This window comes from Limosilactobacillus reuteri, assembly GCF_002254085.1.
Lineage (GTDB): Bacteria > Bacillota > Bacilli > Lactobacillales > Lactobacillaceae > Limosilactobacillus > Limosilactobacillus reuteri_K.
In genome coordinates this window covers 1-12,959 of the sequence record NZ_NGPY01000007.1, presented here as the reverse complement: position 1 = coordinate 12,959, position 12,959 = coordinate 1, and the positions used below count along the sequence as shown (strand labels likewise).

9 protein-coding genes are annotated in these 12,959 nt (G+C 36.3%); all 9 read left to right on the top strand.

Going from position 1 to position 12,959, the window contains the following annotated elements:
* Positions 1 to 1,191 carry an accessory Sec system protein translocase subunit SecY2 gene (gene secY2, locus CBG10_RS01760; protein WP_094500899.1) on the top strand — a complete coding sequence of 397 codons (1,191 nt, stop codon included), beginning with the start codon at positions 1 to 3 and terminating at the stop codon, positions 1,189 to 1,191.
* A 2-nt stretch (positions 1,192 to 1,193) separates the two neighbouring features.
* A complete protein-coding gene (gene asp1 / locus CBG10_RS01755; protein WP_094511455.1) occupies positions 1,194 to 2,705 on the top strand; it encodes an accessory Sec system protein Asp1 in 1,512 nt (503 codons plus the stop codon).
* 11 nt (positions 2,706 to 2,716) lie between these two features.
* Positions 2,717 to 4,204, top strand: coding sequence for an accessory Sec system protein Asp2 (asp2, locus tag CBG10_RS01750; protein ID WP_094500903.1), 1,488 nt, complete (start codon positions 2,717 to 2,719; stop codon positions 4,202 to 4,204).
* 2 nt (positions 4,205 to 4,206) lie between these two features.
* Positions 4,207 to 5,094, top strand: coding sequence for an accessory Sec system protein Asp3 (asp3, locus tag CBG10_RS01745; RefSeq protein WP_094500905.1), 888 nt, complete (start codon positions 4,207 to 4,209; stop codon positions 5,092 to 5,094).
* Between the two features lie 3 nt (positions 5,095 to 5,097).
* Entirely contained in the window at positions 5,098 to 7,452 is a 2,355-nt protein-coding gene (gene secA2, locus CBG10_RS01740) for an accessory Sec system translocase SecA2 (protein WP_094511453.1), read from the top strand.
* Between the two features lie 14 nt (positions 7,453 to 7,466).
* Entirely contained in the window at positions 7,467 to 9,005 is a 1,539-nt protein-coding gene (gtfA, locus tag CBG10_RS01735) for an accessory Sec system glycosyltransferase GtfA (protein WP_094500909.1), read from the top strand.
* Positions 8,998 to 10,332 carry an accessory Sec system glycosylation chaperone GtfB gene (gene gtfB, locus CBG10_RS01730; RefSeq protein ID WP_094500911.1) on the top strand — a complete coding sequence of 445 codons (1,335 nt, stop codon included), beginning with the start codon at positions 8,998 to 9,000 and terminating at the stop codon, positions 10,330 to 10,332. Before gtfA ends, gtfB begins: the two co-directional genes overlap by 8 nt.
* Entirely contained in the window at positions 10,316 to 10,516 is a 201-nt protein-coding gene (locus CBG10_RS01725) for a hypothetical protein (RefSeq protein WP_094500913.1), read from the top strand. The genes gtfB and CBG10_RS01725 overlap by 17 nt, the downstream gene beginning before the upstream one ends.
* Before the next feature lie 228 nt (positions 10,517 to 10,744).
* Positions 10,745 to 12,959 (top strand): serine-rich glycoprotein adhesin (locus CBG10_RS11425; RefSeq protein WP_225361751.1); only part of this gene is annotated, 2,215 nt, incomplete at its 3' end.

Below are 12,959 nucleotides of genomic sequence, written 5' to 3'. Positions count from 1 at the left end.
GTGACACAACAAACGCAATCAAGCAACTTATTGAAACGAGTAGGGATAACCCTTCTTATCCTTATTATTTATATGCTTGGCTGTACTATTCCAGTGCCGTTAACAAGCATTTCATCAATATATAGAGAAGTCTTAGCGAATAGTTCTGTTGGAATTATGAGTTTTATGAGTGGGAGTAACCTTCAGCGACTATCATTATTCATGGTTGGGCTAAATCCTTTAATGATTGCGATGATGATTGTTCAACTTCTAATGATGCTACGGCTTTTTTATTTTGATACGCTTTCAACGAATCAAGTAATGAGATTCCAGCAATGGTTAACACTGATTTTAGCTGTTATCCAATCATTAGCGATTACTTTAGGGCTACATATTACTAAAACCTTATTAGATAGTTTAGCAGTTACTCTCATTTTAACTGCCGGTAGCCTTTTTGTAGTTTGGTTAGGTAATATAAATATGAAATTTGGGATTGGTGGAACGATAACAATTATTTTGTTTAATATAATTTCTGGATCGTTTCCAAGTCTCATACGTTCGGTTAAACTTTTGTCTCAGCAAAGATATGGCATAATCATGGTGGTATTAGCAGGAATAGTTGGTTGTATTATTTTAGTATTTTGGATTGCTTTTAATCGAGCTTATTACCCAATTAAAATAGTTAATACAATGATGAGCAGTCATGATAAGCCGATTATTCTTCCACTAGGACTCAATATGGGGGCAATGATGACTTATATGGTCGGAATGTCATTGTTAATGGTGCCCACACTATTAATAAATGTTTTAGGACCACGGTCCATTTGGGCTAATCCCTATTTTAATATGGCAGTAAGTGGTGGATTAGCTTTTGTTTTGTTTTACTTCTTTACTTTTGTTCAGTTTGATCCTAAGGAACAGGCGAAGACAATGTTACATAATAATAATTATATAATCGGTATTCGTCCAGGTGAACCAACGAAAAAATATTTGCAACAAGTTGTTTTGCACGTATCTTTTATTGGGGCAGTGCTAAATGCAATTCAGTTGAGTTTTGGCTTATTAGGAAGCCAAATTTTGGGTAAATTTGCTGGATTAGCCATCATACCAATGAATATGATTATGATTGTAATGTTTATGCAGGGAATAAAAGATCAATTATTAATGTTATTGTTCCCATTAAGATACGCACATTTAATGAAGGATGAGTGATTATGGATTATTTAGTTCCTGCTTGGCATGAGTTGTCAGAAGATTGGGCTTATACCATCCCTAAACTTGAATTTGATGATGCAGTTAGTCATATCAAAGTATTTCAAACAAATCAAAAGCCCTTTTCACTAATCATCACTGATTATCAACCACAATTATCGACAAAATTAAATCAACTAACGATCTCACCAACGCAAATCTTTAGTACTTTTGATTATCTACAGGGAATTCACCATGTTGATAGTCAAATTATTGATTACCGTGATTTTAATTGGCCAACTGGCGCTTACTATGATTTTACAAACTTTCGAGTAATCGTGATGGTCAAAGAAAATCCTTATGCTAAAGTGACTTTTGATACACAAGGTAAAATCCTTTGGGTGGACTATCTGGAAAAGGATAAGATAAGCCGGCGCTTGCTACTTGATAGTCGTGGCTTTATTTCACGAGAAGAACTATTTGAAAATGAACAAGTTTATCAACATATTTATTATGATGAACAGGGTTATTGGCGATTTAAACATGATATAAAATCCGATCAAGTCGAAATTAATAAGCGCTTTTCAGGATTAACTGATCATTTACATTATGAGCATTTAAATGATTTACTCACGGAAATTATTACTAAGCATATATTAAGTAAATTTGATATGAACCAAGACAATTTAATTGTCACGCTGGATGATCAGGCAGTGATCGACCAAAAAACTTATCTGCCTTATCAGCCCAGCTTTTCTTTGAGTCGTTGGCATAGGTATTATGAAAGTCTTGATGAACTTAAAAGCCAACAATTAAATTTGGTTGCGGATAATAATGAAACAAAGAATAATGTAAAAAAACAAACTAATATAGATGCAACAATAATTCCCCTGTTTCAGTCCCGTTTTAATTTAGGTCATAGTCAACGCTCAGATCAAGAGCAAATAGGGCTTTTTATTGAGTCAATGACCAAGGATGAGGTGGATAAAGTATTGGAATTGCTTTATCAGCGATTGCTAAAGAATCCTAAAACGACAGCATTGACGCTAATGAGTTATAGCACTGAAAAATTGCAGCAATCTCAACAAGCTCTTGAAAACTTGAAAGAAAAACATCAAGGTGAATTTGTCTTAGCTAGTGAGGAACAAAATGAAGTTGAAAAAATTTTAACGAAGCAAATGGATATTCCTAAACTAACTATTGATATAAAAAGAATTAGTACTCCTGCTGAAGCTGGGCGACAATTAGACTCGTTACGGATCTTAATTGACTGGGGAAATCAATTGGACGAGTTCTTACAGATTTCGGCTATTAGCACAGGTATTCCACAAATATATCGGCAACCAAATAGCCAAATTAAAAACTATCAAAATGGTTTAATTTGTCCACAACTTTCTGATATTAATAAGGGATTAGACTATTATTTAGGTAACCTTAAGCATTGGAATGAAGCTCTCATTTATAATGTTCAATTGATGAATCAATTATCAGCGGCAGAATTACAAAAGAAGTGGGAAAAAGTTTTAACAAAGTGAGGTGAATCTTCATGAATGTCTTACAGTTAGGCGCACAAAACTGGGCAGATAAATACAAAATTCCAAATGGAATAACATGGACTTATAATACCTATCCTCAGGTGGGAATAAAACAATTTGATTTAGTAATAATTACAGAAGGCGTCCAATTAGAAGATGATTTGTGGAGTAAACTTCAATGGCAAGTTCCTCCTTATTGTGTTTTGTACTCTCCATTTGCTGAAAAAGACCTTAGTGAAGCCGGTTTAAATTTTATTAAATGTCAAGAAGCTCGTCAGATTGTTGAAGAACCTCAAGAGATAATTGATCAAATGCCAATCAGATTCTTTCATGGTCAATCTGGTGTACGATTTGCACCTACTAAATTATTATTAAATAATTCAGTAGGAACATTTACGGATGATGGTCATCTTAAAATGAAAATTGAAGCGGATGAATGGACTAATTTAGGTAGCTATCAGCAAAATATTTATATTGACCCTCAACGGTTGCTTAAATTTAATCTTGAATATGATCAAAAGGCTAATATTAAAATACGTTTACGAGTTTTTATTCAGTCTGCTGGAGGAGATGGTAGTTTTAAGGACCAGTATTTCCTTAATTTTTCGAAAAACAATGAAGAACAAGAACTACCAATTAAACTAGAAGATGTTCCACGATATGCTAACGTTAGTGTTGAGGTGCTTGGAAAAGGAGACTTAACATTAGGTGTTTTGCATGCCCGTTGGTCGCGAAGAGATTATGGTGAATTCCTTACAGGGGGGAAACGTCTTGTTGATCCGATAACTGGCGAAGATATTGCATATTACTTTAATCCTGGTGATTTACGGCCGCCATTACATGTTTATTTTTCTGGAGCACGTAGTTTAGAGGGATTTGAAGCATATCCTCTATTTAGGCGTAATCATACTCCAGCTTTACTGTTTACGGATCCGCGCTTGGTAGTGGGGCAGTTTTATACGGGTGCGGCGATTGAAGGTCAAATCAAAGACACAATTAGTGAAACGTTGAGAAAACTAGGCTTTAGTCGGCAACAATTAGTATTGAATGGGATTTCAATGGGGACATATCCAGCAATTAAACTTGGAGCTCAATTATCTCCTTATGCAATTAACGTTGCCAAACCAACTGTTAATTTAGGGCAAGTTGCTTTACGAGCCCGTCTAGAACGACCAGATGAATTCGATACAATCTTTGATATCGATCGCCAATTGGTATCGTCTTTAACCTCTGAGCAACTTAAGCAATTAGATACAAAGTTTTGGGAGTTAATGAATCAAACTGACTTAACTAAGACACGAATATATGTTGGGTATATGAAAAATGATGATTATGATAATTTGGCAATAAAAAGAATGCAGGAAAACGCGGCCATTCAAAACGCACGATTGTTTGTTAGCAAGGGCTTTCCAGGACGGCATAATGATAATAATGCAGTTGTTCAATGGTTTGTTAGTCGTCTTGCGGAAATAAATAACGCTTTTGGACGAGGAGAATAAAAATGCAATATTTTGTTAATCAAGGCTATTGGGAACCAACAAATGCTTATTCTGCAGGATCAAATATTAGAATTAATCCAGATTACAGTGTATCATTCCATAACTCACTAATGGCACCGGGAAAAACAATTATGAGTTGGAATTCTGTAAATTCATACCAGGCAACTAAATTGGTCCCGCAATTACCAATTTTCCGCAATAATCATAAATACCGCTTAAGTGTAAATGCAAAGGCAGAACCGATTTATTCATTAATTATTCGGTTAACCTTTTTTGACGCGCAAGAACACGAAATTAATCATGTCGAATTTCAGCAACGGTCAATTGAATTTGTTTATCCCTCAGAAGCTGTGCAGTATCGACTAGAATTGATTAATAATGGACTTACTGATTTAACTTTCCAACGGTTTGAAATTTGTGATGCCGATCTTCCAGTCAGCGTTCATGAGGATGTTTGGTTTCACGAGCCAATAAATGAAGATGTAAAGGGAAAGCTTAATTTGCTTTTAATCGCTGACAATAAAAGGGTTCGCAAAACATATCCAGATTTAAAAAAGTATGAAGATTATAAAATGCAGCCAATTAGTGTTGCATGGCAATCATCAGCTGATGTAGTAGCGATTTTAAAGCAATGGTTGATTTCGAATCGAATCTATGATGCCAATGTGATTAGTACTAATCCGAAGTTAGATCAAGTAGTATTGGAGTTAAAGATGGAGCTTTCCACCATCAATGCAGTCGTTACTAATCAGACTGACCCGCAATCGCAAATTGCCGATGTGATTTATCCATTAATGCCAGCTACTACTTGGAGTTCACCAGTATTGGTTAATCCAGACTGGCCAATTATCTTTTCGGTCATTCAAGAAATAAATTCAAAAGAGGGATAAGATATGACGTACCCCAATTTTAGGTTACAAAAAGTAAAACATACCCTTGCTAAAGTAAATGCATTAACTGCTGAAATGCGAGGGATGAGCGATGAAGAGCTTAAACATCAAACTGTTCTATTAAAAAAAGAATTAGCTAATGGTAAAACAGTTGATGATATCTTACCACGGGCATTTGCGACCATTCGGGAAGCGGACTACCGGATTTTAGGAATGTTTCCATATGATGTTCAAGTTATGGGGGCAATTGTCTTAAATCAAGGTAATATTGCGGAAATGAAAACGGGGGAAGGAAAGACTCTAACAGCAACGATGCCTTTGTATTTGAATGCTTTAACCGGAAAGGGAGCTTTTTTATTAACGCCAAATAACTACTTAGCTCAACGTGATAAAGAGCAATTACAGCCAGTCTATGAATGGTTAGGCTTAACGGTTAGTCTCGGCTTTGAGACCGATGATCAAGAAAAGAAGACAACGCCGGAAGTTAAGCGGAATTGGTATAATGCAGATATTACTTATACAACTGCTAGTAGTTTAGCTTTTGACTACTTGTTTAATAACCTTGCCACCCGGCGTGATGACCAATATTTACGGTCATTTAACTATGTAATCATTGATGAAGTTGACGCAATTTTACTTGATGAAGCGACGTCGCCTTTTGTGGTTTCAAGTACGCCAATGGTTCAATCAAATTTATATCAGTTAGCGGATGCTTTTATTCATATTTTACAGCCTAAAATTGACTATAAATTGAATGAAGATCATGATGCGGTATGGCTGACTCTTCACGGAATACAACGTGCAGAACGTTTTTTCCGTATACCAGATCTTTTTATAAGCAAATATCGAGAAATTTATCGTCATATTATCCTTGCCTTACGAGCTCACTTTATTATGGAAAATGGTCATGATTATTTAGTTAGTGAAGGGAAAGTTGTTTTACTTGATGAGACAAATGGGCGACTGAAAAAAGGAGTAAAGGTCAGTACAGGGTTGCATCAAGCAATTGAAGCAAAAGAACACGTTGACCTTACGCCTAACCAACAAGTTGCAGCTTCGATTACTTTCCCTAGTCTGTTTGGTTTGTTTAATAAAATCGCCGGAATGAGTGGAACGGCCAAAAGTGATGAACATGAATTCTTTGAAGTATATAAGATGCGAGTTATCCAAATTCCGACTCGGAAAAAGGTAATTCGTAGAGATTATCCAGAGCAAATTTATTTAACAACTCGTCAAAAGCTAATTCATGCCCTTGATGAGACAATTGAGCTTCATAAGGCAGGGCGTCCAGTTTTATTAGTGGCTGGTTCGGTAGAAAATTCAGAAATAATTTCTGAATTATTATTAGACCGTGGTATCTCTCATAATGTTTTAAATGCGTTTAATGTCGCTCGAGAAGCTGATATTGTAAAAGATGCTGGACAAAAAGGGGCGGTGACTGTTGCTACCAACATGGCTGGTCGTGGAACAGACATTAAACTTGGTGAAGATGTGAAAAAATTAGGTGGTCTTGCCGTAATTGGGACAGAAATGCTACCAGCGCGAGTAAAGATGCAGTTGGCTGGACGTGCTGGTCGGCAAGGTGATCCGGGTACAAGTAAATTTTATATCTCTCTAGAAGATAGCTACCTTGCTAAGAACAGTACCAAACGGTTCAAAAATTATTATCGTCAATTACGAAAGAAAAAGACCGATAAACAGTTACGTAGTCCACGTTTAAAAATGAGTATAGCAATGCTTAATGATCGTGTAGCCGCTAATCAGCAAATGGCACGCAGCAATGTCAATAAGAATGAAATTGCATTAAAAATTCAGCGTAAGTATCTTTATGATCGGCGTGACCAGTTAATGAGAACCGCACATTTAGAAACAGAAGTTGGAAAATGGTTAAGCAGAGGGATTTCTCTTTACCTTGATAAAAAAGCAGAATGGAGTGCCCTAGAATTACGACATTTAATGAATCAACATTTTACTTATGATGTTGTGGATTTGCCGGATAATTTAGAATTAACCCCCCAAAAAATACAAAAATATTTAGAGCAATTTTGTCAAAAAGAGCTAGAACAGAAAGCTAAAGTATTAATCAATAGTGAACAACTAAATCAGTTTTATCGTTCAGCTTTATTAAATGCGCTTGATAGTAGCTGGACTGACCAGATGGCTTATTTATCGAAACTATCAGTTATCGTTCAGCCATGGACAACAGCACAACGGGATCCTAAGTTTATGTACCAAGAAAAAGCTTATCAAGCATTTGAAAAAATGTTTGATACTGTCGCCAAAAAAGTAGTTGATAATTTAATGCTAAGTACTATTAGATTAAATAAAGATAATAATTTAATTGTTCATTTTAATTAATGATGGAGGAAAGTATGACTGTATATAATATTAATTTAGGAATTGGCTGGGCCAGTAGTGGTGTCGAGTATGCTCAGTCATATCGTGCACAAGCATTTCGTAATCTTAACATTTCAGCAAAATTTGTTTTTTCGGACTTGATTTTAGGGAATAACATTGCTGATTTAACTGCTAATCTAGGTTTTAATGCTGATCAGATTATCTGGCTTTACAACTTTTTTACTGATATTAAAATTGCTCCATCAACCTTTTTACTCGATACTTTTGTTAAGCAAAATCAACTTGAGGAACGAAATTTTATCCTTCAGCCCGATAATGGCACGAAAGAGTTACAATACAAATCTGAAGAAGAAAAATTAACGATCGTGCCACGATATAACAATCGAGAGAAAAAGACAATTGACCAGGTTACTTATGTCGTTAACAATCAACTAATTAAACGTGATTTCTATTCATATACGAAATATGCAACGGAATATTATAGTGGGGATGCTCATGATAATCACGTTGTTTTTCGGGAATTTTATAATGAAGATGGGACGATTGCGTATACTCAACACTTAGATGGGGACGGGCATGAAGTATTTGAATTTTCTGATCAAAACTATTATTCAAAAACTGGTCTTTATCGTGAAATGCTTCGGAAATTGAATTTTAAAGCTGATGATATAATTATTCTTGATCGAATGGATGAAGATAAGCAGTTAGTTAATGGTCAATTGATTTTTGAACATCATTTACCAGCAAAACTGGTTATCCCTGTTCATGCTGACCACTATGACAAGCATTATACAAATGATCACCAAGTATTATGGAATAATTTTTATGAATATCAATTCATGCATTATCAAGATGTAGCTGCTTATGTCGTTGCGACGGATCGACAACGTGACTTGCTAGCTAGTCAGCAAAAACATTTTAACCATGCTAAACCACAAATTAATACTATTCCGGTTGGTAGTTTGGAACACTTGGTAAAGCCAAAAGAGACCCGCAGAACACATTCTTTAATTACTGCTTCTCGATTAGCCAACGAAAAACATATTGATTGGGTTATTGAAGCAACTGTTGCGGCACATAAAATAGTTTCGGACCTAACCTTGGATATTTACGGTGAGGGTGGCGAACGGAGCCGGTTGCAAGATTTGATTACAAAAAATAATGCTGATTCCTATATTAAATTAATGGGGCAACATGATCTAAAGGATGTTTATCAAAAGTATGAAACATATATTGCGGGCTCAACTAGTGAAGGTTTTGGGTTAAGCTTAATGGAAGCAGTGGGTTCAGGTTTATCGATGATTGGTTTTGATGTTCCCTATGGTAATCAGACTTTCATTGTAGATCAACAAAATGGTTATTTATTGCCATATACTGAAGATTGGGGTAATTCACGTAAAGAACAATTACTAGCTGATGCTATTATTAAAAACTTTACTGAGGCCGACTTAACATCTTTCCATGAAAAATCATATTCATTAGCTGAGTCGTATTTGACTAAGAATGTTGCTAAACAATGGCAGCAATTGATAGGAGAGTTACAGCATGCTTAATTTATTTGATAACTTTGATCAAGCTTCATTTGATTTTCTTCGCTCTCAACGAACTGCTCAGATTAAAATCCCAACGGTAGTAATTTATGATGATGGATTCTTACCACCCGAAGTTGAGTCACCGATCAAGTATTGGGGTAACTATAACGTAAACAAAAAGCCCTTATATTTTGACCATCTTTCCCTACCTCCTTACTGGCGAATTTTGAGCACAGCAGCCCAGGGACAGATATATGACCTTGACAAGAAGCGAGCAGATATTATATACCAAGCTACTGATAATACTCGTCAAGTAAAAGAAGTTCGTTGGTTGAATAATAATGGTAAAGTTAGCTGGATTGACCATTATAATCGTTATGGTTATCGTTTTGCTCAAACTTATTATCGCAACGAACAGCCAGCATGGCGAAAATATTATGATAAAAAGAACCGTGTTTTTCTTGAATGGAATCTTATCGCTGGTGATTTCTTTTTGGATGTTGATGGAGGTTATCATTTTCCATCATTAATTGAACTTGTTAAATATTATCTTCAGACACGTCGTTTTAAGCTTGATCATATTTTTTATAATACTTTAAACCAAGGATTAAGTGTTTCACTGAACTTACCTGCAGATGGTAGTGATACTTTATTTTGGCATGAACCGCTGATCGGGGATGAATTGCCAGGTAACATGAAATTTTTAATGGAAAATAGTACACGGACCAAACATATTATTTTTCAACGATACACTGATTGGCAACGAATCGGCGCTAAGCTTAAAAATAATAACGTTGACTTTGGCTTCCTCGGGACTATCTACCCGCATCCACGGGCTAATCAGCTGCGCCTCCAAGCTTTGATCCTTACTAATTCAGATGAGATAGTTGAACTATCAACGCTTATTAAGAGTTTGCCTAATATTAAGTTTCATATTGCAGCCGTTACTGAAATGTCTGGTAAATTGTTAGCTTATCAACAATATGAAAATGTCGAACTATATCCTAATGTCAGTTCAGCACGGGTTAAACAATTGATTGCGGATTGTGACATTTATTTAGATATTAATCGTCAAAACGAAATTTTAGATGCTGTTCGTGGTGCTTTTGAGCAAAATATGCTGATTGTCGGTTTTGATGAAACACTCCACGAACCACAATTCGTTAATCCTCAGAACGTGTTTAAAGTAAAAGAGGTCCAGAAAATGAGTAAACATATTATGGCAGCCTTGCTAAAGCCAGCATTGATGAAAGAGCTTATCGATACGCAGCGTCAACTAGCTAGTGAGGTTAGTGTACAAGATTACCAAAGAATGATTGGAGCCTTGCAACATGACAGAAAAAGATAACAGTCACCAGCACGACGAATCACTGGTGCAACAACATGCTTTGAAACGGTTAGATAAAGTGGAAGAAGAAAAACAAAAACCATATAAAAAGAAAAAAGAGCCAATTAACTTTCGTTCCGTTTTTATGACTCTACTTTTAATTTTAGTTGTCGGAATGATGTTAATAGGATATTTTATACGATAATGCTAGAAAAAAGCTTAGGGCAGCAATAATTCTCCCTAAGCTTTTTTGATCAATTGATATTTATAAAAATTATCAATTGATCACTTGAGAAAAAGATGAATCTTAGAAAGTGTGATAAATGTTTTTGCTGGAAAGAGAGTAGAAATTGAGAAGGAATAGGTGTACAATCGATGCTGATGAATGCTGACAATTGTTTATAGGTGGATAATTTAGAGAGGTGACTTATCTATGGCGAAGAACAATAAAGAACAAGAAGATAAAAGTAAGGTAAAACTATATAAAACCAAACATGGTTGGTTTAGTGCATTGACACGTTTCTTTAAGATGTTCTCATTTCGAACAAAAAAGGAAGTCAAACCAACCAATTTTCAGGATTTAGATTCCTTAAAGAATGCTAATGTTTCTGATTCAAGGGATGCCTATAAAAAGGGAGCTGCAACTGTTGCAACATTGCTTGGGATCGGGGCAACAGGCGCAAGTAATCCGACAGAAGCACATGCGGCAACGACGACAGTTGACCAAAGCTCTCAAGTAATTGGTTCTGGTTCTGGCTCAACATCTACTTCGACATCAGGTAGTACATCGACAAGTCAATCGAATACTTCCACGAGTGAATCGACGGCTAGTACTTCAAGCGTTAACTCTAGTTCAACATCTACTAGTACTTCAATATCAGGGAGTAGTACATCAACTAGCGAATCGAATGCATCGACAAGTACATCGACTACTAGTACATCAACCGGTCAGTCAAACGCTTCTACAAGTGAGTCAACAACAAGTAATTCTGTTAGCTCTTCAACTGCATCTACTCCAGGTGCACAATCAGTTTCAACGGGGATGAATGAATCACTTACTAGCGATAATCCTTCTCTATCTCCAGAGAGTGGTATTGAATCTGTTGCTAATGAAGCCTCTAATAATACTGCATTTTCTGCAAACCAAAGTCTTTCATTACGGACAACAACTGAAAATATTACTAATGGGACGATTGCACTATTTAATGCTAGTTTTATTCAAACGAACGCAACTGAAGAAAATACCGCTAAAGTAAGTAACGGCACCGAATTTCAAAACGCCCTTAATAATTCCAACATCAGTGTTATTCAGTTAACAGCTGACATTGATTTAGGTCAGTCTGGAATGGGTAATCTCCAAATTCCACCTCGTGATCTTACGATTGATGGTGCCGGCCATTCCCTCAACTTAGGCGATAACTGTATTTGGCTAAATGCTTCCGCAGGTATGAAGACCACGACAACTGTTAAAGACCTTAATCTTTATACCGCTAATGAGCGTGGTGGGTTTGCCCTTACTTGGGAGGGGGCCGAGACTCTAATCTATGATAATGTTCATGCAACGGGTGGGGCTGCCGTTTTTGCGGATACTTTTGCCCCAAGTGGTAATTTAAAGACCTTTGAAATTCAAGGTCATACAACGATTGATGGCGTTAGCTCGTACCAATACAATGGCAACACTTATTCAACCAGTTCAGCTAATTTTGTTGGCTATGGTACCTTGATGTATGCTGGAAATGACCTGATTATTGATGACAATGCAAGTTTGGTTGTTAATAATAGTATGTCCCCGTATGATGTTGCAATGTTAGCCGATAACGGCGAACATGCGGTTAAAGTTGGCGAGAATGCGACATTAACAATTAATAATACTTATAATTATTCTGGCGGCCAAATTTGGAATAATGTTGGGAATATTGCCCTAACTAATCAAGACGGTAAATTTATTGCGGGGGTAAACTCCCATATCAATTTGCGCACTAGTGGAACGAATGTTTACTTTGCTGATGGTTGTGATGATAACACTGTTAACTTTGAACAAGGGACGAATACTACATTCTCTGGTAACCGTAATTTCTACTTTGGTGGCTCCGGCAATACTGTTAATATTAATGATCCCGCTCACGTAATTTTAAATACAACCACTGGTACTACCTATTCTTCAAATTCTTCTAATGTTACGATAAACGCTAATAATACTAACGTGATTGTAACGAATGATGGAATAACAACAGCATCGAATTACTTTGCTAATAATCAAAGTACTGTTAATGGCACCAGTTATACAATTGGTACTACTACTGGTGAACAAAATAATGGCAATACACCAGTTCAAATGGTAATGGCAGATATTAATCAGAATGGTACTACTAGGGTGGAATATACGAGTGAAACAGAGCATTCAGAAAGTGTATCTCATTCAGAAAGTACATCAGCAAGTACTTCTAAATCAATTCAAGATAGTACTAGCAAATCAAATTCTACATCAATAAGTGGGTCAGTAAGCGGATCGACGAGCGCCTCAGTAAGCGGATCGACGAGCGCCTCAGTAAGCGGATCGACGAGCGCCTCAGTAAGCGGATCGACGAGCGCCTCAGTAAGCGGATCGACGAGCGCCTCAGTAAGCGGATCGACGAGCGCCTCAGTAA

Coding starts and splice junctions, on each gene's coding strand:
- asp1 (WP_094511455.1), top strand. CDS start 1,194: ATGGATTATTTAGTTCCTGCTTGGCATGAGTTGTCAGAAGATTGGGCT.
- asp2 (WP_094500903.1), top strand. CDS start 2,717: ATGAATGTCTTACAGTTAGGCGCACAAAACTGGGCAGATAAATACAAA.
- asp3 (WP_094500905.1), top strand. CDS start 4,207: ATGCAATATTTTGTTAATCAAGGCTATTGGGAACCAACAAATGCTTAT.
- secA2 (WP_094511453.1), top strand. CDS start 5,098: ATGACGTACCCCAATTTTAGGTTACAAAAAGTAAAACATACCCTTGCT.
- gtfA (WP_094500909.1), top strand. CDS start 7,467: ATGACTGTATATAATATTAATTTAGGAATTGGCTGGGCCAGTAGTGGT.
- gtfB (WP_094500911.1), top strand. CDS start 8,998: ATGCTTAATTTATTTGATAACTTTGATCAAGCTTCATTTGATTTTCTT.
- CBG10_RS01725 (WP_094500913.1), top strand. CDS start 10,316: ATGACAGAAAAAGATAACAGTCACCAGCACGACGAATCACTGGTGCAA.